Source organism: Azospirillum sp. TSO22-1, from assembly GCF_003116015.1.
GTDB lineage: Bacteria > Pseudomonadota > Alphaproteobacteria > Azospirillales > Azospirillaceae > Azospirillum.
Window position 1 is genome coordinate 12116 of sequence record NZ_LGQZ01000030.1, and the last position, 25635, is coordinate 37750.

Consider the following 25635-nt stretch of genomic DNA (forward strand, 5'->3'; position numbering starts at 1 on the left):
CGGGGGGCTTTCCGCCCCACATCGCTGCCAAGGGCTTCTGCACGATCCGACCCGGCGCCACGCGCGGTACCGACCGTGCTTCGTTGCGCCGGCACAGCTATTCGGAAGGCCTCCCGATGCCCGAAGCCCTCTCGCAGCACGCGCTCGACCACATCCTGGCCGCGCACCGGCGCTGGCTGATCAGCGCCGGCACCGAGGGGGAACCAGCCGACCTGCGCGGCCTGGACCTGCATGGCCGCGCGCTGTGGCGCGCCGATCTGCGCCACGCCCGGCTGGACGGCTGCATCCTGCGCGGGGCCGACCTCGACCACGCCGACCTGTCCGAGGCGTCGCTGACCGGCGCCTGTCTGGAGCGCGCCTCGCTGTGGTCGGCGCGGCTGCAGCGGACACGGCTGACGGGGGCCGATCTCGGCGGCGCCAACCTCGACCACGCCGACCTGTGCGAGGCCGACCTGACCGGCGCCATGCTGGCCGGGGCGTCGCTGTGGGGGGCGCTCCTGTACGGCGCCACGCTGCGCGACGCGCAGGGGCTGACCGCGGCGCAGCTCGCCACGGTCTGCCAGGGCGGCGGCACCCGTGTCGCCGCGGCCGGCGCCTGAAAGACAACCGCAAGAGCCCGCCTTCAAAGGAGAGACACATGTCGCGCGCCCACTACGTGGTCGTTGAACGGGAAGACGGCTGGTACGTCTCCTTCGAGCACAACGTCTACGGCCCCTGCCCCGGCGGCCGGGCCGGCGCGCTGATCACCGCCGTGCAGGCGGCCCAGCAGGCCGGCAAGGACGGCCACGACGCCCGCGTGCTGGTGCGCAACGCCGCCGGCGCTCTGGCGCGCGCCTGGACCTTCGGCACCGACCCGTACCCCTGCCCGTGGGCCGAGGAGGCACGGGAGGGAGCGTTCCCGGCACGCAGGGGGGCGGTGGCGAAGACGGCGCTCTGATCCCCGCGTTGTCGATCATCGGGGCGGCGGCGCCCGTACGGGTCCGCAGGCGCAACAGACCGCCCGGATGACGGTCGCCCGCTTCGCCACTGGACAGGAAGCCCAGGTTTGGACTACCGCGTTGCGTCATGAGCGACGCGACCGCCTATGGAGGGCTGTTCCTGGCCGCGCTGGTCGCGGCGACGCTGCTGCCGGCGCAGTCGGAGCTGCTGCTGGCGGGCCTGAGCGCGTCCGGATCCTACGACGTGGGCCTGCTGCTGCTGGTGGCGACGGCGGGCAACGTGCTGGGCTCGGCGATCAACTGGGCGCTGGGGCGCTATCTGATGCACTTCCGGGACCGGAGGTGGTTCCCGGTGACACCGCGGCAGGTGGAAAAGGCGACGGCGTGGTTCCGGCGCTTCGGCGTGTGGAGCCTGCTGTTCGCCTGGCTGCCGCTGGTCGGCGACCCGCTGACGCTGGTCGCCGGGATCCTGCGGGTGGACTGGCGGGTGTTCCTGGTGCTGGTGACGGCGGGGAAGGCGGGGCGGTACGCCGCGGTGGTGGCGGGGATAGGGGGATAGGAGCCCGGCCTCACGCCGCGTGCAGCCCCTCGAACACCCCGGCCAGCCGCGTGTCCTCGTCCGGGCCGACCAGCGCCGCCACGGCGGCCAGCAGGCCCATCTCCTCCTTCTGGATGTGGAACAGCTCGCGCTCGCAGAACTCCAGGCCGGCGTCGCGGAACTCGGCCCAGTCCTCCGGCGTGAAGGCCCCGGCCGCCAGCGCCGCCCCGGCCAACGCGCCGGCCACCTCGGCCACCGGCAGGATGGCGCGGTGCTCGGAGATCAGCAGCATCGTCATGCCGGTCTGCCCGGCGTCGGCCAGCACCGGGAACAGGTGGTTCTCCTCGAAGCCGAAGTGGCGGCTCACCTCGCCCTTCACCACCGCGACCAGCGTCTCCAGCGCGGCGCGCACGGTCGCCTTCGTCAGGTCGGGGGGCGTGGCGCCCTGGCCGACCAGCAATTCCTCAAGCTCCTGCAAGGTGCCGAGGGTGGTCAGGTGGTCGGCGTGGAGAAGCTGGCCGATGCGGGAATTCATGTGGAGCATGCAACGTTTCCTGGTGTGCGGGAACGGGGAGCCGGCGGGTCGGCGTGCAGCGCCTTCAGCGCGCGGGCACGGACCTGCAGGGCGAAGACGATGATGGCGACGGCGGCGCCGGTGCCGGCCACGGCGCCGGCCCGCGCGATCCACTCGACATCGGCGAGGTTGCCGAGCACCAGCAGCGCGATGGCCGCCAGATGCAGCGCGGCGTGGACCTTGGTGGGGCCTTCCGGCGCCAGCGACGAGACCAGCGGCGGCCGGCGGCCGGGCACGGTGACGTGCACCGAGGCAAGAAACGGCGCGATGCGCTGCAGGACGCCGAACAGGAAGGTCATCAGCCAGCCGCCCACCGCCAGGATGACGAAGACGGTCGGCGCGTTCAGCCGGTCGAGTCCGGCGGCCAGCGACAGCGCGACGATCAGGCTGAGCGGCAGCATCGCCCAGCCGGCGCGGATCATCATGAAGGGAATGCCCAGGCGCTTGCGCATCCGCCCGCGCATGACGCCCTCCATGGCCTGGAGGTGCAGCGCCGCGGCGACCAGCCCGGCCAGCGCCGCGCCGACGGTGAGCATCCGTCCCTCGGTGAAGGCTCCCGCCACCAGCAGCGTCAGCCCGACGCCGGCCGCCGCCGCGGTGGCCAGCCCGTTGCGCACCGGCGGCGCCTGCCCCAGCGTCAGCATCGGGATCAGGATCGTCGAGAAGCCGGCGACCAGCATCCCCATGAAGCCGAACAGCGCCAGCCCCAGGTGCACGCCGGTCAGCGCCCGGTGGTCGGGCAGGAAGCCGAAGCGCAGGTCGGCCAGCAGCGTCAGCCCGAGGGTCGCCATCGCCGCCAGACAGCCCAGCGCCGCCCAGGCGCTGGCCCGCACCGCCGGCATCTGGCTGGCGCCGCGCAGGTTGCCGGCCATCAGCGCGGCGAACACCGCCAGCGCCGCCGCCGCCATCCCGCCACCGACCGACGCCAGCGGGTGGCTCAGCGTCGCCAGCCCGGCCGCCATCAGCGCAACACCCGGCACCATCAGCCAGAAGCTCGCCCGCGCCCAGCCGACCGAGCCGACCGGCCGGATCGTCGCCATGGGCAGCAGCTGGTACGACGCGCCCATGGCGGTGGTCGCCAGCGTGCCCAGCGTGAACAGGTGCAGCGCCGCCATCGCCGTGCCGGGGCCGCCGCGCGACCCGGCCAGCGAGTCGTCGCCCAGCGTCAGCAACAGCCACCCGGCGAGATGGAACACCAGCGCCGCCGCGAAGAAGCGGAACGGCACGGACGCCGGCAGCAGCCGATCCCGCGACCCGAAGGCCATGTCAGGGGACAGCATACACCCCCCTAGCGTTGACGAAAGTCAATCCCAGCACGCAAATCCGGCGGAAAATCAGAATAGTCGGATATAGCGGAGCACCGGTTGCCGGCACGATAGGGGGGCGCGGCGAAATGCCTCTTGACCGCGGTCAAGGATGGACAGACCTCGCGCGGCCGAGTATTCCCCACGACTGGTGATAGGCTGCCGAAGACTGCCTTTGGCCGGTCGCGAAGGGGAAAGCGCCAAGCATGTTGGAACGGAATTCAGGAGCGTCGGCGGACGACGGTGTCCGCCGGATGGAAGCCATGCTGGCCGGCGTCGCGCTGCGCGCCGCGGCCCGGCTGGGCGACGGCGTCACCGCGCCGGTGCTGGACCGCGTCCTGCGCACGCTGGCGTCCCGCCACCGCCGCGCCTTCGAGGCGATGGCGGAGATGCGCGAAGCCGCCGTGCTGATCGACCCCGTCGACCAGCCCGTCGCCTTCCTGCTGTCGGTCGGCCCGCAGCCCAGGCTGCGCGTCGCCGCCAAGGACGCGCCGGCCGACGCCGGCATCCGCGGCCCGCTGGTCAACCTGATGGACCTGCTGGAGGGCCGCATCGACGGCGACGCGCTGTTCTTCCGCCGCACCCTGTCGATCGAGGGCGACACCGCCCTGGTGGTCGGCCTGCGCAACGCGCTGGACGGCGAGGACATCGACCTCGTCGCCGACCTCGCCGGCCTCGCCGGGCCGTTCCGCCTCGCCGTGCCGCGCCTGCGCCGCGAGGCCGCCCGCCTGACCGGGATGCTGGAGGGCGCGCGCGCCCTGCTGCTCGCTCCGGTGATGGGCCGGCTCGACGCGCTGGAGCGCCGCATCGCCACCCCCGCCCCTGCCCCCCGTTCCTCCCGTCCTGGCCGAGAGATCTGACTAAAATGGCCTTCGAGCTGATCTGCCCGGCGGGCACCCCCGCCGCGCTGCGCGCCGCCGTGGACGCCGGCGCCGACGCGGTCTATTGCGGCTTCCGCGACGAGACCAACGCGCGCAACTTCCCCGGCCTCAACTTCTCCCGCGAGGAGCTGGGCGAGGCGGTGCGCTACGCGCACGCCCGCGACCGCAAGGTGTTCGTCGCCATCAACACCTACCCCACCGCCGGCAACCTCGCCCCCTGGCACAAGGCGGTGGACGACGCCGCGCGCCTGGGCGCCGACGCGGTGATCCTGGCCGACCTCGGCCTGCTCGACTACGCGGCGCGCAAGCATCCGAGTCTGCGCCTCCACCTGTCCGTGCAGGCGTCGGCGGCCAACGCCGAGGCGGTGACGCTGTTCCGCGACGCCTTCGGCGTGCAGCGCGTGGTGCTGCCGCGCGTACTCACCGTCGCCGACATCAAGGGCCTGACCGCCGAGACCGGCGTCGAGGTCGAGGTGTTCGTCTTCGGCGGCCTCTGCCCGATGGCGGAGGGGCGCTGCTCGCTGTCCAGCTACGCCACGGGGTTGTCGCCCAACAAGCAGGGTGTGTGCTCGCCGGCCAGCCACGTGCGCTACGAGCCGCGCGGCAACGAGCTGATCTCGCGCCTCGGCGACTTCACCATCAACGTGTTCGGCGCCGACGAGCCGGCCGGCTACCCCACCCTGTGCAAGGGTCGCTTCGCGGCGCAGGGCGCCGACGCCGGCTACCTGTTCGAGGAGCCGACCAGCCTGAACGCTCTGCAACTGCTGCCGGAGCTGAAGAAGGCCGGCGTGCACGCCCTGAAGATCGAGGGGCGCCAGCGCGGCAAGGCCTACATCGCCTCGGTCGTGCAGACCTACCGCAAGGCGCTGGACGCCTTCGAGCGCAACGGCAAGGTGCCGAACGTCGACCTGGACGCCGTGGTGGAGGGCGCCCGCGAGACGGCCGGCGCCTACCAGAAGTCCTGGCGCTGAGGAGAGCCCCGATCATGGCAACCCGTTCCCTGCTCACCCTCGGCCCGGTGCTGTTCAACTGGCCGGTGGACCAGTGGCGCGACTTCTACGCCCGCATGGCCGACGAGGCGCCGCTCGACGTCGTGTACCTCGGCGAGGTCGTCTGCTCGAAGCGCGCGCCGTTCTTCGAGGACGCCATCCCCGACGTGATCGAGCGGCTGACCGCCGCCGGCAAGCGCGTCGTGCTGGCCAGCCCGATCCTGGTCACCACCGACCGCGAGCGCAAGGCGGTCCGCGACCTCGTCGAGGCCGGCGAGCTGGAGGTGGAGGCCAACGACCTCGGCGCCGTCGCGCAGCTGGCCGGCAAGCCGCACGCCGTCGGCCCGTTCGTCAACGTCTACAACGAGGCGACGCTGGGCTGGCTGGCCTCGCGCGGCGCCACATCGGTGTCGCTGGGCGCCGAGATGCCGGCGGCCTCGGTCGCCTCGCTGACGCAGGAGGCCACGCGGCTGGGCGTGGAGACCGAAGTGCAGGTGTTCGGCCGGGTGCCGCTCGCCATCTCGGCGCGCTGCTACCACGCGCGGGTGCACGGGCTGCACAAGGACGGCTGCCAGTTCGTCTGCGGGCAGGACCTCGACGGCCTCGGCGTCGAGACGCTGGACGACCAGCCGTTCCTGGCGGTCAACGGGCTGCAGACCATGTCGCACACCTACCTCTGCCTCGCCGCCGAGATCGCCGAGCTGCAGCGCCTGGGCGTCGGCCGCTTCCGCCTGTCGCCGCACACGGTGGACATGGTGCGCGTGGCGAAGGGCTTCCGCGCCGTGCTGGACGGCGAGCGCGCGGGCGGCGATCTCGCCGCCGAGCTGGCCGGGCTTGTGACCGATGCGCCGTTGGCAAACGGGTTCTTCCATGATGCCGCGGGTGCGGCGTACATTGGCTCGCACGAGCGTATGACGGCATAATCGATCCGGCGGGAGGACAGGCGATGGCAGGAGTGTCGGACAAGCCCCCCGACTCGCCGCGCCCGCTATCCGCTCCCCGCCGCTCGTCCGCGACCTTCGGCGAGCTGGAGCAGATGCGCCGGCTGCTGGACACGGCCGAGATGCGGGTGGCGCTGGTCGGGCCGGACCGCCGCTACCGCTACGCCAACCGCGCCTACTGCGACTTCGTCGGCATCACGCCGGACGCCATCGTCGGCATGGCGGCACCGGAGGTGCTGGGGGAGCGGCTGTACCGCGAGCTGCGGTCGGCGGTCGAGGCGGCGCTGGCCGGCAACACCTCGCAGGTCGAGCAGTGGGTCGACTACCCGCTGCGCGGCCGCCGCTTCGTGCGGCGCGTCCACACGCCCAACGTCATGCCGGACGGGCGGCTGGACGGCTACGCCGTGTTCGTCCACGACATCACCGAGCACCACCGCGCCGAGGACGAGCTGCGCGCCAGCGAGGCGCTGAAGGCGGCGGTGGTCAACGGCGCGCTGGACGGCGTCGTCGCCATCGACGGCGAGCACCGCATCGTCGAGTTCAACCCGGCCGCCGAGCGCATCTTCGGCCGCCGCCGCGCCGACGTGCTGGGCCTGGACGTCGCCGACATCCTCATCCCGCCGGAACTGGTGGCGGCGCACCAGGCGGGCCTGCGCCGCTACCTGGAGACCGGCGAGCGGCGCGTGCTCGGCCACCGCTTCGAGGTGGAGGCGATGCGCTCCGACGGCTGGCGCATCCCGGTGGAGTTGACCGTCAGCGAGACCAGCGCGTCCGGCGGCCGCCTGTTCGTCGCCAGCATCCGCGACATCAGCGACCGCAAGCGCATGGAGCGCGAGCTGATGGACCTCGCCTACCGCGACCAGGAGACGGGGCTGGCCAACCGCCAGGGCATGCTGCGCACCCTGGCCGACACGCTGGCGGCGGGCAGGCCGGCGACGCTGCTGTGCATCGACCTCGACCGCTTCTCCAAGCTGCGCCACAGCTTCGGACACGAGTTCGCGCACGCCATGCTGGCCGGGCTGGCGGCGCGGCTGATGGGCAGCTTCATCGGCAAGGCGCGGTTGGCCCGCGTCACCGACGACGCGCTGGGCCTGCTGCTGGAGGGTGCCCCGGACGACGCGACGCTGGCCGCGCACGTGGAGAGCATCGCAGCACTTCTGCGCCGCACCCGCGGCATCGCCGGCGGCCCGGTGCACCTGACCGCCAGCATCGGCGCGGTGGCCGTCGGCGGCCCGGACCACACGCCCGAGGACCTGCTGCGCGACGCCGAGATCGCCGCCTTCCACGCCCGCGAGCTGGGCGGCGCGCGCTGGGTGCGCTTCGAGCCGGGCCTGCGCGACCGCCTGGTCAGCCAGACCCGCGTCGAGCACGACCTGCGCGAGGCGCTGGAGCAGCACACCGGGCTGTGGCTCGCCTACCAGCCCATCGTGGACCTGTGCGGTTGCCGGCTGCGCGGATTCGAGGCGCTGCTGCGCTGGACCCATCCGGAGCTGGGCAACGTCCCGCCCGCCGAATTCATCCCGGTGGCCGAGAGCACCGGCCTGATCGTCGCGCTCGGCCGCTGGGTGCTGGCCGAGGCGTGCCGGCAGCTGACGGCGTGGACGGCGCTCGACCACGGAAGCGATGCGCCGCCCTTCATGAGCGTCAACCTGTCGCCGGTGCAGCTGGGCGAGGCGGGATTCGTGGATGAGGTGGCGCGCGTCCTCGAAGAGACCGGGGCCGATGCGAAACTGCTCAAGCTGGAGATCACCGAGGGCGCGGTGATCGCCCACGGCGAGCGCAGCCTGGAGGCGCTCGACGCGCTGAAGCGCATGGGCGTGCGGCTGGCCATCGACGATTTCGGAACGGGTTATTCGTCCTTGAGCTACCTGACACGGCTGCCGGTGGATTCGCTGAAGGTGGACCGGTCGTTCCTGCAGGATCTCCAGCACTCGACGCAGGGCGACGCCATCCTGCGCGCCATCATCGACGTCGCCCACACCTGCGGCTTCGACGTGGTGGCGGAGGGCGTGGAGACCGCCGCGGTGGCCGAGCACCTGAAGGCACTGTCCTGCGACTACGCCCAGGGCTACTACTTCGCCCGTCCCCTGACGCCGGAGGCGGCGGACGCGATGGTCAGGAATCGGAGCGGGGTGGTTGCCTGACCCTCTCCCGCCCCGGGAGAGGAAAATTCAATCCAGCACCACCTTCAAATCCCGCTCCACGTCGTCGATCAGCGTGTCGGGGTTGCAGTACGCGCGCAGGCGTTCGATGCTGCCCACCGTCACGGTGCGCCCCTTGATCTGGATGTCCTGCTCGGCCAACGTGGCGAAGGCGCGCGACAGGTTCTCCGGCGTCATGCCCAGCCGGCTCGCCAGCACCTGCTTGTTGACCGGCAGTTCCACCCTCACCCCATCCTCCGCCGGCACGGCGAGGCGCATCAGGTAGGCGGCCAGCCGCTGCGTCGAGGTGCGCAGCTTCAGGTCCTTGATCTGCCGCACCATGCGGCGGAACTGCGACGCCAGCGACGCCATCATGGAGAGCGCCAGCTTCGGCTGCGCCGCCACCTGCTCGCGCAGGTTGCGGGCGGGAAGCATCAGGATGGTCGAGGGCTCCAGCGCCTTCGCCGACATCAGGTAGGGCGTGTCGGTCAGCGCCGCGGCGAGGATGAAGGTGTCCACCGGCGTGAGGATCTCGATCACCGTCTCGCGCCCCTCGGCCGTGCCGCCGTAAAGCATCACCGAGCCCTCGACAAGCACGTGCAGGAAGTCCGGCCGCTCGCCCTGCTCGAACAGCACCGTCTCGCGCGGGAAGCGCTGCAACAGGCTACCGGTGGCGACGGCGGTCAATTGCTCATCGTCAAGTTCCTCGAAACACGAAAGGGCACGGATGGTCTCTAGATCCCTGGGCCGCATAACTTTTGACTTTCTCCGACCTTCACTCCCCAGGCCATCATATCGCCGGGATACGCTTGTTAACAGTCCACCCAACCGGCGTAGCACGCTCGGCGAATGTGCATAGATGCAAACGAAAAAAGCCCCACGTCGCAGGACGCGGGGCTTCAGTGTTTCCCTGGAAGCCAGGCCACGGTTGTGGCCAAGCACAACGACACGCTTTGAGCGGTGACTATAGCGCGCCGCGCCGCCGCTTCCTTGACGGTTGTCAAGGATTCCGCCGGACCGGCGCTTTTTTCGCCAGCACGGCGTGGGCGGTCACCGCGATGAACAGCGCCAGCGCCGCCGCGTTGGCCAGCCCGCCCCACTGCCGCACCGCCAGTTCGCCCGACAGCACGCCCGCGGTGCGCAGCGCAACCCCAAGGTGCAGCGCGGCGAGCGGCAGGTACAGCCGCGGAGCAAACGGCACGGCAAGGCGCAGCACCGCCGGCAGGATGATCGGCGCGTGGCCGAACACCATGGCGAAGACGAAGCCGAGGAACAGCGCGTGCAGCACGGCGTCATACTGCCCGCCCGTCGGGTCGGCGCCGGCCAGCGCCACCGCCCCGGCCACCGCCAGCCACGCGTAGCCCGACAGCAGGCACGCCGCCACGTAGCGCGGCAGGCCGCTGCCGCGCACCGTCCGCCGCGCCACGTCGAATCGCGCCAGCCAGCCGGCCAGCGCCAGCATCCCCAATCCGGCGACGCGGAACCCCGCCTCCGGCGCCGCCACGGCGACCGCGGCGCCCAGCACCAGGATCGCCACGGCCGCCGCGAAGGCCGGCCCGGCCCAGCGGTTCGGTGGCTGGAAGCGGCTCAGTTCCAGCCGCTCGCCGGCGATGGTCAGCACCAGGAACAGCGCCCACCAGAGCACCGCCGCGCTCACCGGCGCGCCCAGCAGCCACAGCGCGTTGCCGACCAGCCAGCACGCCGCCCCGCCGGCCATGGTGGCGGTGAAGCCTTCCTTCTGCCGCGTCCACACCCAGACGCTTGCCGCCAGCAGCACACCAGACGCGACGGTCATCAGCAGCGCCGCGGCCAGCGGCGGCGCCCCCGCCACCAGCAGCGCGCCCGACAGCCCGGCCGCCAGCGGCCCGGCGAAAATCCAGCGCCTGCCCAGCGCCGCCGCGCGCTCCAGCGCGATCACCGTGCCGAAGAAGCCGGAGACCATCAGCGGCCCGTGCAGCAGCGCAAGGTCCAGGTGCGGCAGCGGCACGCCGAGTCCCAGCCGCGCCAGCCCGGCCAGCACGCCGCCCAGCAGCGACACGAAGCCCAGCGCCAGCAGCGGCAGCCGCCGCGCCCGCAACGTGGCGGCGGAGGCCGGGACCGTGGCGGCGGCGGCCACGCTACGCCTCCGGCCAGCCGAGCTGGCGGCGCGCGGTTTCGGAGATGCGGTCGGAGGTCCAGGGCGGCTCGAACACCAGGGCGACGTCCACCGCCGGGGCTTCCGGCACGGCGTCGCGAATGGCGCACTCGGCGCTCTCGCGCAGGAACTCGCCCAGCGGGCAGGCCGGCGAGGTCATGGTCATGCGCACGGCGACCGCGTTGTCCGGCGCCACCTCGATGCCGTAGACGAGGCCGAGTTCCACCACGTCGATGCCCATCTCCGGGTCGATGACCGTGCGCAGCGCGTCGCGCACCTTTTCCTGCAGCATGGGAAACCTCACGGAGAACGGTTGCGGCGGAAACCCTAGATCCGGAGTCTCGCGGCCGTCTTGATCCTCGTCAAGCTGCACCTGAGCCCTCCCCGTCAAGTGGAGAGACCAATTTCATCAAGAAATCGGAGTCGGCGAGCGCTTTTGGGCCGCGCGCCAGGACTTTCAAGGGCTCTGCGATGCGGGTGGGGAATGGGTGCCGCGCCCGCCCGTGCATCGCACTTGACCGGAAGTTTGATCCCGGTCAAACACACGCGCGCGCGCTTCGACTAGGGTGCGCCGCAAAATAAACATCCTATGGACGAAGGCCAACCCCATGCCCGATGGCAGCGCACCCCCGCCAGCCTCAGCGACGAGCCTGTACGAGAGCCATAAGACGATCCATCCCAAGGCGGTGTCGGGCCGGTTCCGCTCGCTGAAGTGGACCGCCGTGGCCGTGCTGCTGGGCATCTTCTTCGTCCTGCCGTGGATCCGCTGGGATCGCGGCGCCGACGCGCCGGGCCAGGCCGTGCTGTTCGACCTGGAGCAGGGCCGCTTCTTCATCTTCAACATCGAGATCTGGCCGCAGGAGATCTACTACCTGACCGGCGTGCTGATCATCGCCGCCGTCGGCCTGTTCCTGGCGACCGCGCTGGCGGGCCGCATCTGGTGCGGCTTCGGCTGCCCGCACACGGTGTGGACCGACCTGTTCGTCCGCGTCGAAGCGTACTTCGAGGGCGACCGGGCCGAGCGCATCCGCATGGACAAGGCGCGCTGGAGCGCGAAGAAGGTCGGCCGCAAGACGGCCAAGCACGCGGTGTGGCAGCTGATCTCCGTCGTTTCGGCGTTCGGCATGTGCGCCTTCTTCACCGACGCTCCGACGCTGGCGATGGACGCGGCGACGCTGAACCTGTCCAGCAACGCCCTGACCTTCCTGGGGCTGTTCGCCGCCTCGACCTACGTCATGGCCGGCTGGACGCGCGAGCAGATGTGCATGTACATGTGCCCGTGGCCGCGCATCCAGACCGCCATGCTCGACGAGCACTCGCTGGTCGTCACCTACCAGGACTGGCGCGGCGACCGGCGCGGGCCGAAGCGCAAGTCGGAGAACTGGGAGCAGCGCCAGGAGCGCGGCTTCGGCGACTGCATCGACTGCACCCAGTGCGTCCAGGTCTGCCCGATGGGCATCGACGTGCGCACCGGCGCCCAGGCCGACTGTATCAACTGCGGTCTGTGCGTGGACGCCTGCGACCGCATCATGGACCAGATGGGCCGCCCGCGCGGCCTGATCCAGTTCGCCTCGATGGCGCAGACCAGCGCGCAGGCGACCAAGGCGCCGTACAAGCTGCCGGTGATCCGCACCCGCACGATCATCTACACGGCGGTGATGGGCGTGGTGGCGACGGCCATGCTGTTCGTCTTCGGCAACCGCTCGCACCTCGACGTGACGGTGCTGCGCGACCGCGCGCCGCTGTTCGTGACGCTGAAGGACGGCAGCATCCGCAACGCCTACACCTTCAAGATCACCAACAAGACCCGCGACAACCGCCACTACGATCTGGCGCTGTCCGGCATCCCCGGCACCGCGCTGAGCGTCGCCGGCGAGAAGGAGGAAGCCGCGCAGGCGCTGACCCTGGAGGCCGCGCCCGACAGCGTCGCCACCTACCGCGTCTACGTGACGGTGCCGACGGGCACGCTGACCGCCGCCTCGACGCCGCTGGTCTTCCAGCTGTCCGACACCGGCAGCCGCGAGAAGGGCACTTACAAGTCCGTCTTCCTCGGGCCGAACTGACGTCGAATCAAGCCCCTCTCCCTTGACGGGAGAGGGGTTGGGGAGAGGGTGGCGCCGCGAAGCGGCCAAGTCGCTTTCCCCCTCTCCCCAACCCCTCCCCCGCAAGGGGGGAGGGGCTTCTCATAAGGATCACCCCATGACCACGCCCGGCCGCCAGCGCCCCCTGAAGATCGGCATCGTCACCGTGTCGGACCGCGCCAGCCGCGGGATCTACGAGGACAAGGGCGGCCCGGCGATCCACGCGGAGCTGTCCGCCATCGTCACCTCCCCCTGGGAGCCGGTGGCCCGCGTCATCCCCGACGACCTGGAGGGGATCGTCGCCACCCTGACCGAACTGGCCGACGCCGAGGGCTGCGACCTGATCGTCACCACCGGCGGCACCGGCCCGGCGCCGCGCGACGTGACGCCGGAGGCGACCGAGCGCGTCTGCCAGAAGATGATGCCCGGCTTCGGCGAGCTGATGCGCACGGTCAGCCTGACGGTGGTGCCGACCGCCATCCTGTCGCGGCAGACCGCCGGCATCCGCGGCACCAGCCTGATCGTCAACCTGCCGGGCAAGCCCTCGGCGATCCACGACTGCCTGATGGCGGTGTTCCCGGCGATCCCCTACTGCCTGGACCTGATCGGCGGCGCCTGGATCGACACCGACGCGGCGGTGTGCAAGGCGTTCCGGCCGAAGTCCTGAGCGGCGCCGGTGCTCGCGCTGCCGCCCGACACCGTCCACGTCTGGATCCGCCCGGTCCCGCCGGGGCCGGAGGATGAGGGACTCGGCCTGCTCGACCAGAGCGAGACCGCGCGCTGGCACCGCTTCCACCGGGCGGAGACGCGCCGGCTGTTCGCCGCCGCGCACGCGCTGCTGCGCACCGCGCTGTCGCGGTACGCCGCGGTGGACCCGCGCGACTGGCGCTTCGCCGCCGAGGAGCATGGGCGGCCGTACCTCACCGGGCCGGAGACCGGGCTGAGCTTCAACCTGACGCACGCCGATGGGCTGGCCGCCTGCGCCGTCGCCCGCGGTCTGCCGGTGGGCATCGACGCCGAGCGGATGGACCGCCGCCTCGACCTCGACGGCATAGCGCGCGTCGCCTTCGCCGAGTCCGAACGCGCGCAGGTGACCGCCGCCCCGACGGAGCGGCAGAACGCGGTGTTCTTCGGCGTGTGGACGCTGAAGGAGGCCTACATCAAGGCGCGCGGCCTCGGCTTGGCGCTGCCGCTGAAGAGCTTCTCGGTGACGGTGGAGCCACCGTCGATCACCCCCTCCCCCGACGACCCGCAGGCCTGGGGCGCCACGCTGGCGCGCCCGACGGCCGAGCATCTGCTGGCGCTGGCGGTGCCGCGAGGCGCGCGGGTGGAGTGGCGGGGCGAGGGCTAGACCGCCCCGGTCAAACTCGCGTAGTTCAGCGAGTCCGTGGTGTTGCGGTGCTTGAACACGTCGGCGGTCTGGTTGCGGTCGTGCTTCTGGTAGCCGCCGGTCTTGATCAGCGTGCTCTCGTCCAGCTCGCAGTTCAGCACCTCGTTCAGGTGGCTGAGGCCGTTCTTTACTTCGCCCTGGAACTGATCGTCCGACATGGTGGTCATGTTCATCACCAGGTCCTGGCGCTCGGTGACGTCCGTCAGGAACTGATGCGGATCGGTGATGTGGCCGTGCTCCAGCGCGTGCTTCCACATGCCGGTGGCCGGCAGCGGCAGCAGGTAGCCGACGCTGGGGTAGACCCGCGTCTCCTCGCACATGCGGATGGTGTCGGCCAGCGTCTCCGGCGTCTCCTGTGGGTAGCCGACCACCACGCTGGTCGAGCACACCACCCCCGCCTCGCGCAGCACGCGGACCTGCTCGCGGAAGAAGTCGGCGCGCACCCGCTTGTTCATGGCGGTGAGGATCTCGTCGTTGCCGGACTCCAGCGAGAAGCCCAGCGAGGTGCAGCCGGTGTCGGCGAACTTCTTCGCCACGCGCAGGCGGTCCTCGTACGGCACGTCGTCGCGACCCAGCAGGTCGGAGCGCACCGCTGCCGTCCAGTGGATGTCGAGGCCCGACGCCGCCAGCGCGTCGAGGAACTTCTCGGCCGGGCCGATCTTGTGGAAGGACAGCTCGTCCCAGAAGTTGATGTAGTTGGCGCCGTACTTCTTGTTCAGGTGCCGGATCTCGCCAAGGATCGAGTCCACCGACCGGTGCCGGTACGGGTCGTGCCAGAAGACGTAGTGGCAGAACGTGCACTTGAAGACGCAGCCGCGCGCCGTGTTCACCGGGAACACCACCGCCTCTTCCATCGGATAGCGCCACACCGAGGAATGCGCCGTCTCGCGCCCGCGCTCGATATAGGTCTGCACGTCGAACAGGTCCCAGTCGGGCCAGGGCAGCTCGTCCACCAGCTTGGTCGCCGGGCGACGGTCGTTCTGCACGATGCGCCCCTTCGCATCGCGGAAGACGATGCCCAGCACGCCGACGCCCTTGACGGTCGCCGGGTACGGGCCGTTGTCGTGCGGAATCTCCACCAGCGGTTCGATGGCGTGGCCGAGCGGCCTGCCGTCGCGCAGCGTCTCCAGCACCTCGACGATGGTGATGTCGGCCTCGCCCAGCACCACGATGTCAACGGGGGTGGTGTGGAACAGGATCTCCGGGATCGAGCCACCGACCGAGTTGCCGACGATGGTGACGCAGCCCGGGTTGACCCGCTTCGCCGTCTGCACCAGCCAGCGCACCCAGCGGTAATGCGTGACGATGGAGCCCACCGCCACCACGTCGTACTTGCCCTTGGCAAGGAACGCCTCGACCTGATCGTCGGTATAGTCGGTGGCATCGACGTCCAGGATGTCGAACGCGAAGCCCGCCACCTTCGCCGCCGTGACGACGTAGCCCAGACCGACCGGCAGGTAGCGGTGCGAGGCGTTGGGACGCAGGCTGGGGTTGACGAACAGGATCTTCATGGTGTGTCGCTCCATCGCGGCCGCTTTTGCGGCGGCGCCGGCCGGACCCGGCGCATGCTTTGCCAGTCAAACTGGTAAAGGATCTTCGTTAATGGAACGTGTATTCCGGGCGCGGCGCTAGGGTACTGCCGATTCATGCGCCGTCGCATATGCGCGCAGGTCGGTGGCAAGACGCGCGATGGCGCCGGTCCAGTCCAGCGGCCGATCCTGGCGGTAGAGGCGCATGGTCGGGTACCACGGGCTGTCGTCGCGCCCCAGCAGCCAGCGCCAGCAGCCGTCGAAGCGCGAGAGCACCCACACCGGCTTGGCCAGCGCCCCGGCCAGATGGATCACCGAGGTGTCGACGCCCACCACCAGGTCAAGGTTGGCGACCAGCGCCGCGGTGTCGGCGAAGTCCCCCACCCCGTCCATGAGGTCGATCACGTCGAGCCCCGCTGGCGGATCACGCAGCTGTTCGGCCGGCGCCCCCTTCTGCAGGCTGACGAAGCGCACGCCCGGGATGCCGGCCAGCGGCGCCAGCTGCGCCAGCGCCAGCGAGCGCTGGCGGTCGATGCGGTTGGCGTGCGGCACGCCCTTGCGCGCCTCGCCGGCCCACACCAGCCCGACGCGCAGCCCATCCGCCGGCAGCCGCGCCCGCCACGCCCCGGCCTCCGCGGAATCGGCGCGCAGGTAGGGCACGTCGCCGGGAATGCTGTCCAGCCGCGTCGCGAAGGCCCGCGGCAGGCCGAGCAGCGGCGCGTGCAGATCGAACTCCGGCAGGGGATCACCCTGGGCGACCACCCGCTCGATGCCGGGCACGCCCCGCATCAGGCGCAGCAGCGGCTTCTGCACCTCCAGCAGCACGCGCCCGCCGCGCGCCGCCACCAGGGGCCCGTAGCGGACGAAGTGCAACGTGTCGCCCATGCCCTGCTCGGCGTGCAGCAGGATGGTGCGGCCCTCCAGCGGTTCGCCGGCCCATTGGGGTTGGGTGAAGCCGCGCGGCCGGACCATGCCGGTTTGCCAGCGCGCCTCGTACGCCTCCCACCCCTCCTCGAAGCGGGCAAGCGTCAGCAGCGCCAGCGCGTGGTTGAGACGGACCAGCGGGTCCTGCGGCGCGCGCGCCACGGCGGCGGCGAACGCCTGCTCCGCCTCCTCCACGCGGCCCAGCGCCTTCAGCACGTTGCCCACATTGTTGTGCGGCGCGGCCGGCGCGGGGTCGAGCATCACCGCAGCGCGGCACACGGCCAGCGACTCCTCCGCCGGCTCGAGCGCCAGCAGCGCGCTGCCGAGCTGCACGTAGGCCTGCAGGAACCCCGGCGACAGCGCGACGGCGCGGCGGTAGGCGGCCACCGCTTCCTCCATTCGCTCCACCCCCTGCAGCGCGTCGCCCAGCGTGGCATGCGCCACCGCGCCCCCGGGCCGCAGCCGGATCGCCACGGCGCAGGCCTCCACGGCGTCGGCGTACCGTTCCAGCCGGCGGAGCGCGCTGCCCAGCCCGCCGAAGGCGTCGGCCGACGCGGGGTCGAGCCGCGCCGCGCGGGCGAAGCTCACAACAGCGTCCGCCGGCCGCCCCTGCTCCAGGAGCGCCTTGCCCAGCGCAAAGTGCGCCGCCGACGCCTCGGGGCGGAACAGCAGGGCGGCCCGGTAGGCCGCCGTCGCCTCGGCAAGCCGGCCGGACGCCGCCCGCGCGTACCCCAGCTGCTCGTACGCCACGCCCAGCGCGAAGGACGGCTCGGCGGCGGCCGGCGCCAGCCCGGCGGCGGCGCGGTAGGCCGCGACCGCCTCGTCCCAGCGGCCACAGCGCGCCAGCGTGTTGCCCAGGTTGAAGTGCGCCTCGGCGAAGGCCGGATCGGCCTCGACCGCGTCGCGGAAGGCGGTGGCGGCGTCCTCGAGCCGGCCCTGCCCATGCAGGCCGATGCCGGCGTTGTAGAGGACGGTCGCCCGCATCCGGGCCAGATCGGGCGAAGACAAGGGGGCCTCCCTCAGACGGTGCAGAGGTCGACGAAGCCGGCGGCGAAGGCCGCCCAGGTGCGCTCCGCCCGCATGACGTCGAGCCCCCGCCCGGCCATGGCCTGCGCCGCCGCGCGGTCGGTGTAGAGCGTCTCCAGATGCTCGACCAGTTCCTCCACCGAGGACTCCATCCAGCCGGTGCGGGCGCCTTGCGGGTCGGGCAGCGGCGTCTGTCGGGTCAGCGGCAGCGCTGCACCGGGGCGGATCACGTCCAGGTGGCCGGTGTTGGCCGAGAGGATCGCCGGCACGCCGCAGGCCATCGCCTCCATGGCGACGAGGTTGGTGGCGCCTTCGCAGCGGTTGGGGAACACCGCGGCGTGGCAGTCGGCCAGCACCGCCGCCACGGCGCGCCGGCCGAGGAATCCCAGGTCGATGAAGGCGTCCGCCGGCACGCCGTTGGCCACCGCCCAGGCGTGGATGTTCAGCCGCCCGTCGGCGTCCGGCTCCGGCGCGCCCTCGATCAGCGGCGATTCGGCGATGGTGCGGGCGGAGGCGGGCCAGAGGTTGTGCCACGCGGTGACCAGCAGCGCGTCCGGGTGCCGGGCATGGAAGGCGCGGAAGGCGGCGAGCACCACGTCCTGCGCCTTGCGGAACTCCAGTTTGCCGCCGGAGAACACCACGAAGCGGTCGCCGAAGGCGCCGGACGGCGGCAGCGGCGTCATCTCCGACGGGTCGATGCCCTGGAAGACGAGGCCGACGTCGGTCAGGCCGCGGTCCAGCAGCAGGTCGCGGTTGTAGCTGGAGTGCACGACGACCCGGTCGTAGCCGCGCGCCCGCGCCAGCGCCGCGTCGTCGAGCCGCGTGTCCTCGAAGGCGATGACGCCGACGTTGCGGCGGCCCTGGAAGGGGATCGCCGCGCCGCCGCTCTTCAGGAAGCCGTTGCCCAGCGCGTGCAGCATGTCGACATCGCCGGTGCGGATCACCTGCCCGCCGACCTGCGCGCTGATGGCGGCGAGCTGGTCGTGCTCCTGCTCCAGCGCGCGCAGGCGCAGGCGGTTCTCGGGGCGCAGCGTCTCCAGGGCCGGCTTGGCCAGCAGCAGCGGCGGCCGGCCGCGCTCCACCAGGTGCAGCGCCGTGTGCACGCCCACGAGGCCCCAGCCGTGCGCCTCGGAAAGCTGCCAAGTGAAAGCCAGTCTGTTCGCCACTGCGCCGGATCCCCGCGTCGGGTGCGGCGTCAGTCTCGGTCAGAATTGTTAACCAACATTTACGAAAGCCTGCCTAAGGTGGCGGCACGCCACTCCGGAAATCCGCCATGACCAGCGACGCCGAGGTCCTGCCCCGCCTGTCCCTCGCGGTCCGCCTGCACCAGGGCGGGCAGCTGGAGACGGCGGCCGGCCTCTACCGCATGGTGCTGGCGCTGAACCCCGCCGAGGCCGACGCGCTGCACCTCTCCGGCCTGATCGCCTACCAGGGGGGCGACGCGGCGCGCGGGGCGGCGCTGATCGGACGGGCGGTGCGGCTGCGCCGCTCGCCGGAGTTCCTGTGCAACCACGCCCTCGCACTGGAGGGGGCCGGGCGGCCGGCCGAGGCCGCGGCGGCGGCGCGTGGCGCGGCGGAACTCGCCCCCGACTTGGCCGAAGCGCACCTCAACCTCGGCAACGCGCTCAATGGGATGGAACGCTGGGCCGACGCGGCGCCGGCGCTCGGCCGCGCGGTGGCGCTGCGCCCGGCGTACGCCAACGCGTGGTGCAGCCTCGGCTTCGCGCTGGAGACGCTGGGCGACGAGACCCAGGCGGAGGCCGCCTACCGCGCCGCCGCCGGGCTCAACCCGGCGCTCGGCGAGGCGTGGGGCAACCTCGGCCGCGTGCTCACCGCGCAGGGCCGCTGCGCCGAGGCGCTGGAGGCCTTCGCCCAGGCGGTGCGGGCGCGGCCGGACAACCCGAAGGACCACTGGAATCTCGCGCTGGCGCTGCTGCTCAACGGCCACCTCGCCGAGGGCTTCGCCGAGTACGAGTGGCGCTGGCTGTACAAGGACTTCCCCTCGCTGCGCCGGACCTTCGCGCCGCCGCTGTGGACCGGCGAGCCGCTGGCGGGCCGCACCATCCTGCTGCACGCCGAGCAGGGCCTGGGCGACGCCATCCAGTTCGCCCGCTACGCGCGGGAGGTGGCACGGATGGGCGCCCGGGTGGTGCTGGAGGCGCACCCGCCGCTGCGCCGGCTGTTCGCCGGGCTGGACGGAGCGAGCGCGCAGGCCGACCTGGGCGGGCCGCTGCCGGACTTCGATTTGCACGCCCCGCTGCTCAGCCTGCCGCGGCTGGTCGGCCGCATCGCGACGGAGGTGCCGTATCTGGCCGCCGAGCCGGATCTGGCGGAGGCGTGGCGACACCGGCTGGGCGGCGGCGTGAAGATCGGCCTCGTCTGGGCCGGCAACCCCGGCCACGCCAACGACGCCAACCGCTCGCTGCCGCTGGCGGCGCTGGAGCCGCTTCTGCGCACGGCCGGCGTGCGCTTCTTCAGCGTGCAAAAGGAGCCGCGCCCCGGCGACCACGCGATCCTGGCCGCGCACGGCGTCACCGACCTCGGCCCCGACCTGCACGACTTCGCCGACACCGCGGCGGCGCTGGAAGCGCTGGACCTGCTGGTCACCGTGGACACCGCGGTGGCGCACCTCGCCGGGGCGCTGGCGCGGCCGGTGTGGCTGCTGCTGCCGCTGGTCCCGGACTGGCGCTGGATGCTGGAGCGCGCCGACAGCCCGTGGTACCCGACCATGCGCCTGTTCCGCCAGGACCGCCGCGGCGACTGGCCGGGCGTGGTGGAGCGGGTCCGTGCCTCCCTTCAGGACGCCCTGTCATGACCCTGCGCCTCGGCGCCATCGGCTGGCGCAACCACGCCGCCCGCATCATCGACCTCGCGGACGCCTCCGGCCTCGGCCGGGTCGAGGTGACCTATCACCCGGATTACGTCCCCGGCCGCCCCGCCGGCACCACGCGGTTCGAGGACCTGCTGGGCTGCGACGCGGTGCTGATCCTGTCACCGAACGACACGCACGGCGGCTATCTGCGCCGGCTCGCCGGCTATGGCGGCTACGTGTTCTGCGAGAAGCCGCCGGTCACCACCCGCGCCGACTGGGAGATGCTGCGCACCCTGGATACGGGACGCACCTATTTCGGCTTCAACCTGCGCTTCAGCCGCTGGGCCGAGCGGGCACGCGAGGCGGTGGCCGACGGCCGGCTCGGCCGCGTCCTGCACGCCGAGGTGCAGTCGACGCACGGGCTGGCCTTCAAGGACATCTTCCCCGGCTCCTGGCGCGCCGACGGGGCGCGGCACCGGCACAGCGTGCTGGAGACGGTGGCGGTGCACTTCGTCGACCTGCTGGGCCACCTGCTGGGGCCGGTGGAGCGCTGGGACTACGCGCCGTCCAACGTGGCGGGGCGCGGCACCGCGTACGACACCTGCCACCTCGCCACCCGGCACGCCGGGGGAGCCACGTCCAGCGTGCTCGCCTCCTACGCCGCGCCCTTCGCGCTGCGGCTGTCGCTGCTGGGCAGCAACGGCGTGCTGACCTGCGACCCGCAGGGCATCACGTTGCACGGCCCCCGCGACACCTTCGACCCCCACGGAAACTTCGCCGCCCCGCCCGAGCGCTTCCGCGAGGCCGCGGATTTCGGCACGGTGTTCCGCGAGTCCCTGGCGCGCTCGCTGGCCTTTTTCCTGGAGCACGCGCGCGACCGCCGGCCGCTGCCGCCGGATCTGTTCGACCTCAGCGTGCGCACGACCGGGATGGTGCTGGACGTGACGGGCGGCACCCGATCCGATGTGGTATAACGTTCGCCCTATGCCGACGAGGAGAGGAACGCCGTGACCGCACGCTGGATTCACTGGGCCACCGTCGCGGCCGCGGCCATCGGACTGGGCGGAGCGGCGCACGCCGCGGAGAAGGTGCGCGTCGGCGGCACCGGCATCGGGCTGGCCACCGCGCAGGCGCTCGGCGCCGCGCTGCAGAAAGCCGATCCGGGGATCTCGGTCGAGGTGGCGCGCAGCCTCGGCACACCGGCCGGGCTGCGCGCCCTGGCGCAGGGTGCCATCGAGGTCGCCGTCGCCGCCCGCTCGCTGCTGCCGGAGGAACGCGCCCAGGGCCTGCGCGAGGCGAGCTGCCTGAAGACGGCGCTGATCTTCGTCACCTCGCACCCCACGGCGACGGGAGTCGAGCGGAAGCAGCTGCCGGCGATCTACAACGGCACCCTCGGCAACTGGCCGGACGGCGCGCCGCTGCGCCCGATCCTGCGGCTGCGCGCCGGCATGGAGATGCCGTACCTCGCCCAGGCCATCCCCGGCATGGAACGGGCGGTCGACGCGGCCTTCGCCCGGCGCGGCATACCCGTCGGGACCACCGACCAGGAGAACGTCACGCTGGCACAGGAAATCCCCGGCTCGTTCGCGGTGTCGACGCTGCTGCAGGTCCGCAGCGAGCGGCCCCAGCTGCGGGTGCTCGATCTCGACGGGGTGGCGCCGACGGCGGCGTCCGTCGCCGACAGCTCATACCCGCTACTGATGCGCGTCTGCTTCACGCTGCCGGCCGCCCCTTCGCCGGGGGCGCAGCGCTTCGTCGATTTCGTCAATTCGCAGGAAGGCCGCGCCATCCTGCACGGCTTCGAGGCGGCGCCGGACCCGGTGCCTTAAAGCTTCAACCCCGCCACGCCGTCGAGGATCACGCCTTCCAACGCCTTGCGCTCCAGCTTGGCGCCGAACAGCTTGGCGTGGCTGAAGTCGGCCTTGGCCATGTCGCAGCCGATCAGGTTGGCGAAGGACAGGTCCGCCCCGGCGAAGCTCACGCCGCGCAGGCAGGCGCCGCGGAAGTCCACGTAGCGCAGCTTCGCCCCGGCCAGCTCGGAGCGCATGGAGCGCTTCTCGTCGAACACCAGCGGGCGCAGGTTGGCGTTGCGCAGATCGGCGTTGTTGAGCTTGGCGCCCTTCAGACTGATGCCGCGCAGGTCGGCGCCGTGCAGCTTGCACACGCGCATGTCGGCGCCATCCAGCACCGCCGCCTGCAGCTGCACGCTGGTCATGTCGAGGCCGTAGAAGGTGGCGCGCGGCGCCCGCAGCATGGTCAGGCAGCCGTGCGCGAAGCTCGGCGCGTCGTGGCGCAGATCGAACTCGGCAAGGTCGAGCGACGCGCCCTGGGCGCCGCCGGTGCCGACCCAGATGATGTGGTCGCGCAGCAGGTCTTCCAGCGGCCGGTCGAACTCGGCCAGCGTGCGGCCGACCGGAGCGTCGGTGAGGGTGTCCTCGATGTCGGCGTCGGTGAGGTCGGTCATCGTCATCGACGCGCCGGTCAGGATGGCGCCGCGCAGGCAGGCCCCCCGCATGTCGGCGCCCGAGAGGTCCGCCCCCTCCAGGTTGGAGCCGCTGAAGTTGGCGCCGCGCATGGTGGCGCGCACCAGCTTGCAGCCCTTCATCACCGCATCGGTGAAGTCGGTGTGGATGGCCATGGCGCCGCTGAGGCGCGCGTTGGTCAGGTTGGCGCCGGAGAGGTCGGCGCCCGACGCCTCGGTCGGCTGGTTGTCCACCTGCACGGTGCGCAGGTTGCCCTGGCGGTCCTTCTCGGCCAGCGAGCCATCGCGCAGATCGGCCTCGAACAGGTTGGCGCCGATCAGCACCGCACCGCGCAGGCAGGCGCCGCGCAGGTCGGTCTTGATCAGGCTGGCGTTCTCCAGGTTGGCCTGCCGCAGGTCGCAGGCGAACATCGCCGCGCAGTCCAGCCGGGCGTCCGACAGGTTGGCGCCCTTCAGCGACGCGCCCACCAGGTCCGCGTGCGCCAGGTCGCGCCCGGCGAGGTTGAGCCCCGACAGGTCGCAGAAGGACAGCGTGGCGCGGGCACCGCCCATGCGGGCGTTGCGGAACATCTCGTGCCGCCGGATGACGGCATCCAGCTGCGCCTGGTCGAGCCGTGTGAGCGAACGTGGCTGGTTCATACGCGGAGACTCCGATCCGAGTCGAACCCTACGTTGCGCAACTTAAGAACTTATTAATTATGAACATTTGTCACGCCGCCGCCGTCGCCGCGCGCTGGGCGCCGCGGGTGGCGGGGGCCGGCTCGACGGCGGCCAGCGCGTCGCACAGCAGTTCCGGCGAGAACGGCTTGTGCAGCAGACGGCAGCCGGTCGCCACCGCCTCGCGGATGCGCTCGGGCGCGGTGTCGCCGGTCAGGATGATGCCCGGCACCGGGTGGCCGACCGCCTCGCCGACGCGGGTCACCACCTGCACGCCGGTCATGGGACCCGGCAGGCGGAAGTCGGTGACCACCACGTCCGGCGCCCGCTGGGCTCCGCGCACGCGCTCCAGCGCCGAGAAGCCGTCGGCCGCCGTGACCACCCGGTGCCCCCAGCCCTCCAGCAGCAGCTGCACGCCGGAGCGCTGCACCGGATCGTCCTCGACCACCAGGATCAGCCGCTCGGCCGGCGGCGCCGTCTCCGGCCCGGCCGGGGCGGGGGCGGCGTCGGCCACCGTCTCGGGTGCCGCCACCGGCATCATCACCGCGAACACCGAGCCGCGGCCGGGACGCGAGCGCACCTCCACCGCGTGGCCGAGCAGCGCCGCCTTGCGCCGCACCTTGGCCAGCCCGAGGCCGAGTCCCTGGGAGCGGTCGCGCTCCGGATTGCCGAGCTGGACGAAGTCTTCGAAGATGCTGTCCAGATGCTCGGCGGCGATGCCGGCGCCGGTGTCCCACACCTCGATGCGCAGCCACTGCCCGCGCCGCCGGCAGCCGATCAGGATGCCGCCCTCCTTGGTGTAGGACACGGCGTTGCCGACGAGGTCGTGCAGCATGCGGGTCAGCAGCACCGGGTCGCTGCGCACCGCGCAGCCGCAGGCGTGCACGCGCAGCTCCAGCCCCTTGGCCGCGGCGGCCGGGCGGAACTCCGCCATCACCTCCTCCAGCACGCCGGCGACGGAGACCACGCCGATGTTCGGCCGCACCACGCCGGCGTCCAGCGTCGCCACCTCCAGCAGCGCGTGCAGCAGCTTCTCGCCGCTGTCCAGCGCGTCGCCCATCTTGTCGGCGATGCCCTTGTCGCGCGGATCCTTCAGCCGCTCGTTCAGCAGGTGGTGGAACAGCCGCAGCGCCTGGAAGGGCTGGCGCAGGTCGTGGTTGGCGGCGGACAGGAAGCGCGCCTTGGCCTGGTGCGCCCGCTCCTTCTCGGCGAGCGCGGCGACCAGCTTCTGGTTCAGCGAGCGCAGGTCGGACGTGCGCTCCTCGACGCGCTGTTCCAGCCGGGCGTTGGCCTCGGCCAGCGCCCTCATCGCCAGTTCCTCGCGGCGCAGGCTGCCCCATCCGAGCCCGGCGAGGCCGAGCAGCGCCAGCAGGCTCGCTCCGGTGACCAGCACGCCGCGCTCCAGGCGCGAGCGCCAGGGCGCCAGCACCGCGTCGCGCGGCACCGCCACCGCCGCCAGCATCGGCAGCGGGCCGACGCGGCGCCACGCCAGCACGTGCTCGCGCCCGCCGGCCGGCCAGGACTCGACGACCTGCGTCGCCGCGCCCTCCGCCGCGCGCAACGGGCCGAGCGCGGCAGCACCGCTTCCGGCGATCAGCCCGCCATCCGGCCGATACAGCCCGGCGTGGTGCTGCGGCCCGTCCAGCGCGTTGAGCACCGCCGACAGCGCCGACGCCGGCAGCGCCACCAGCACCGCGCCGTCGTACCTGCCGTCCGGCCCGCGCACCCGGCGGCCGAGCACCAGCGCCGGCACTCCGTCCACGCTGCCCGCCCCGGCCAGCAGGCCGCTGCCGTCGTCGACGCGGTCCAGCGTGCCGGCCGGCGGGCCGCCCGGGGAACCATCGAACAGGATGGTGGGGCCGAAGGCGCCGCTGCCGTCGGAACCGACGATCGCCAGAGTGCCGGGCGGCGCCGACAGCGCCTCGTCCAGCGCACGCTCGGCCAGCGCGCCCATCCCGCGCCCCTGCAAACGGCCGGCGACGCGGTCGAGCAGCGCGAGGTGCGGCTCCACCATCGAGCGGGCGTGGCCTTCGAGCAGCTGCGCCGTCGCGCGCGTATCCTGCACGGCACGACCGAGCGTGTCGATGTAGTCGAGCGCGGTGACGGCACACCACGACAGGCCGCCCAGCACGTTCACCGTCAGCACGATGCCGAGCAGGACCGCCCGCGGGTCGAGGGTCAGAAGGCTGCGGATGGGTTTCCGAGGCATGATGCCATGGGGTGCTGCGCGGCACGGCGCAGAACGCGGTGCCGCCGTATGGGTGGGCGGAGCCGGCCCCGGCCGCTGCCTGGGG

The 25635-nt window shown here is 72.3% G+C and carries 23 protein-coding genes; 13 read left to right on the plus strand and 10 right to left on the minus strand.

Annotated features, from left to right (window positions below; all coding sequences use genetic code 11):
* Positions 1–116 precede the first annotated feature (116 nt).
* The 3 genes from TSO221_RS09345 to TSO221_RS09355 all read left to right on the plus strand — a co-directional run bounded on the left by TSO221_RS09345 (position 117) and on the right by TSO221_RS09355 (position 1497).
* Positions 117–599, plus strand: coding sequence for a pentapeptide repeat-containing protein (locus TSO221_RS09345; RefSeq protein ID WP_109118222.1), 483 nt, complete (start codon positions 117–119; stop codon positions 597–599).
* A gap of 38 nt (positions 600–637) precedes the next feature.
* Entirely contained in the window at positions 638–937 is a 300-nt protein-coding gene (locus TSO221_RS09350; RefSeq protein WP_109118223.1) for a hypothetical protein, read from the plus strand.
* Positions 938–1065: 128 nt separating this feature from the next.
* Positions 1066–1497 (plus strand): YqaA family protein, encoded by a 432-nt coding sequence (locus TSO221_RS09355; protein WP_109118224.1) that lies wholly within the window; start codon positions 1066–1068, stop codon positions 1495–1497.
* 10 nt (positions 1498–1507) lie between these two features.
* Here TSO221_RS09355 and TSO221_RS09360 read toward each other — a convergent pair whose 3' ends face one another.
* Together TSO221_RS09360 and TSO221_RS09365 are read right to left on the minus strand one after the other, a co-directional pair.
* Complete coding sequence (locus TSO221_RS09360) at positions 1508–2020, minus strand: hemerythrin domain-containing protein (protein WP_247877975.1); 513 nt, start codon at positions 2018–2020, stop codon at positions 1508–1510.
* Positions 2008–3330, minus strand: a complete 1323-nt coding sequence (locus TSO221_RS09365) for a hypothetical protein (protein WP_109118225.1) — start codon at positions 3328–3330, stop codon at positions 2008–2010. Before TSO221_RS09365 ends, TSO221_RS09360 begins: the two co-directional genes overlap by 13 nt.
* A gap of 287 nt (positions 3331–3617) precedes the next feature.
* Between TSO221_RS09365 and TSO221_RS09370 the strand changes: the two genes are divergently transcribed.
* From TSO221_RS09370 to TSO221_RS09385, 4 genes are read left to right on the plus strand one after another with little or no spacing between them, the layout of a single operon-like run.
* Positions 3618–4214 carry an SCP2 sterol-binding domain-containing protein gene (locus tag TSO221_RS09370; RefSeq protein WP_247877976.1) on the plus strand — a complete coding sequence of 199 codons (597 nt, stop codon included), beginning with the start codon at positions 3618–3620 and terminating at the stop codon, positions 4212–4214.
* 5 nt (positions 4215–4219) lie between these two features.
* On the plus strand, positions 4220–5206 hold the full coding sequence (locus TSO221_RS09375; RefSeq protein ID WP_109118227.1) for a peptidase U32 family protein: 987 nt from the start codon (positions 4220–4222) through the stop codon (positions 5204–5206).
* A 14-nt stretch (positions 5207–5220) separates the two neighbouring features.
* Positions 5221–6147, plus strand: coding sequence for a U32 family peptidase (locus TSO221_RS09380; protein ID WP_109118228.1), 927 nt, complete (start codon positions 5221–5223; stop codon positions 6145–6147).
* A gap of 23 nt (positions 6148–6170) precedes the next feature.
* Positions 6171–8309 carry a bifunctional diguanylate cyclase/phosphodiesterase gene (locus TSO221_RS09385; protein ID WP_109118229.1) on the plus strand — a complete coding sequence of 713 codons (2139 nt, stop codon included), beginning with the start codon at positions 6171–6173 and terminating at the stop codon, positions 8307–8309.
* Between the two features lie 27 nt (positions 8310–8336).
* Here the strand turns inward: TSO221_RS09385 and TSO221_RS09390 are convergent, their stop codons facing one another.
* The 3 genes from TSO221_RS09390 to TSO221_RS09400 all read right to left on the minus strand — a co-directional run bounded on the left by TSO221_RS09390 (position 8337) and on the right by TSO221_RS09400 (position 10732).
* Positions 8337–9059 (minus strand): cyclic nucleotide-binding domain-containing protein, encoded by a 723-nt coding sequence (locus tag TSO221_RS09390; protein WP_109118230.1) that lies wholly within the window; start codon positions 9057–9059, stop codon positions 8337–8339.
* Positions 9060–9306: 247 nt separating this feature from the next.
* A complete protein-coding gene (locus TSO221_RS09395; RefSeq protein WP_199229424.1) occupies positions 9307–10422 on the minus strand; it encodes a hypothetical protein in 1116 nt (371 codons plus the stop codon).
* 1 nt (position 10423) lies between these two features.
* The gene (locus TSO221_RS09400; protein ID WP_109118231.1) at positions 10424–10732 is read right to left on the minus strand and encodes a metal-sulfur cluster assembly factor; all 309 of its coding nucleotides are present in this window, start codon (positions 10730–10732) and stop codon (positions 10424–10426) included.
* A 316-nt stretch (positions 10733–11048) separates the two neighbouring features.
* Here TSO221_RS09400 and ccoG point away from each other — a divergent pair, with 316 nt between their 5' ends.
* The 3 genes from ccoG to TSO221_RS09415 all read left to right on the plus strand — a co-directional run bounded on the left by ccoG (position 11049) and on the right by TSO221_RS09415 (position 13872).
* Positions 11049–12503 (plus strand): cytochrome c oxidase accessory protein CcoG, encoded by a 1455-nt coding sequence (gene ccoG / locus TSO221_RS09405; RefSeq protein WP_109118232.1) that lies wholly within the window; start codon positions 11049–11051, stop codon positions 12501–12503.
* A gap of 136 nt (positions 12504–12639) precedes the next feature.
* Positions 12640–13188 (plus strand): molybdopterin adenylyltransferase, encoded by a 549-nt coding sequence (mog, locus tag TSO221_RS09410; protein ID WP_109118233.1) that lies wholly within the window; start codon positions 12640–12642, stop codon positions 13186–13188.
* Between the two features lie 9 nt (positions 13189–13197).
* Positions 13198–13872, plus strand: a complete 675-nt coding sequence (locus TSO221_RS09415; RefSeq protein WP_109118234.1) for a 4'-phosphopantetheinyl transferase superfamily protein — start codon at positions 13198–13200, stop codon at positions 13870–13872.
* On the opposite strand, the gene TSO221_RS09420 is transcribed toward TSO221_RS09415, so the two are convergent.
* From TSO221_RS09420 to TSO221_RS09430, 3 genes are all read right to left on the minus strand, one after another.
* Positions 13869–15422, minus strand: a complete 1554-nt coding sequence (locus tag TSO221_RS09420) for a radical SAM protein (RefSeq protein WP_158284036.1) — start codon at positions 15420–15422, stop codon at positions 13869–13871. The genes TSO221_RS09415 and TSO221_RS09420 overlap by 4 nt on opposite strands.
* A 117-nt stretch (positions 15423–15539) precedes the next feature.
* The gene (locus TSO221_RS09425) at positions 15540–17372 is read right to left on the minus strand and encodes a tetratricopeptide repeat protein (protein WP_146208747.1); all 1833 of its coding nucleotides are present in this window, start codon (positions 17370–17372) and stop codon (positions 15540–15542) included.
* Between the two features lie 11 nt (positions 17373–17383).
* Positions 17384–18556 (minus strand): glycosyltransferase family 4 protein, encoded by a 1173-nt coding sequence (locus TSO221_RS09430; protein WP_109118237.1) that lies wholly within the window; start codon positions 18554–18556, stop codon positions 17384–17386.
* Between the two features lie 107 nt (positions 18557–18663).
* Here TSO221_RS09430 and TSO221_RS09435 point away from each other — a divergent pair, with 107 nt between their 5' ends.
* From TSO221_RS09435 to TSO221_RS09445, 3 genes are read left to right on the plus strand one after another with little or no spacing between them, the layout of a single operon-like run.
* Positions 18664–20205 (plus strand): tetratricopeptide repeat protein, encoded by a 1542-nt coding sequence (locus TSO221_RS09435; protein WP_109118238.1) that lies wholly within the window; start codon positions 18664–18666, stop codon positions 20203–20205.
* Positions 20202–21176: a Gfo/Idh/MocA family oxidoreductase gene (locus TSO221_RS09440; RefSeq protein ID WP_109118239.1), complete on the plus strand. Its 975-nt coding sequence runs from the start codon at positions 20202–20204 to the stop codon at positions 21174–21176. Before TSO221_RS09435 ends, TSO221_RS09440 begins: the two co-directional genes overlap by 4 nt.
* Positions 21177–21209: 33 nt before the next feature.
* On the plus strand, positions 21210–22031 hold the full coding sequence (locus TSO221_RS09445; RefSeq protein ID WP_109118240.1) for a substrate-binding domain-containing protein: 822 nt from the start codon (positions 21210–21212) through the stop codon (positions 22029–22031).
* On the opposite strand, the gene TSO221_RS09450 is transcribed toward TSO221_RS09445, so the two are convergent.
* Positions 22028–23323, minus strand: a complete 1296-nt coding sequence (locus tag TSO221_RS09450) for a pentapeptide repeat-containing protein (protein ID WP_109118241.1) — start codon at positions 23321–23323, stop codon at positions 22028–22030. The genes TSO221_RS09445 and TSO221_RS09450 overlap by 4 nt on opposite strands.
* A gap of 70 nt (positions 23324–23393) precedes the next feature.
* On the minus strand, positions 23394–25550 hold the full coding sequence (locus TSO221_RS09455; protein WP_109118242.1) for an ATP-binding protein: 2157 nt from the start codon (positions 25548–25550) through the stop codon (positions 23394–23396).
* Positions 25551–25635 lie beyond the last annotated feature (85 nt).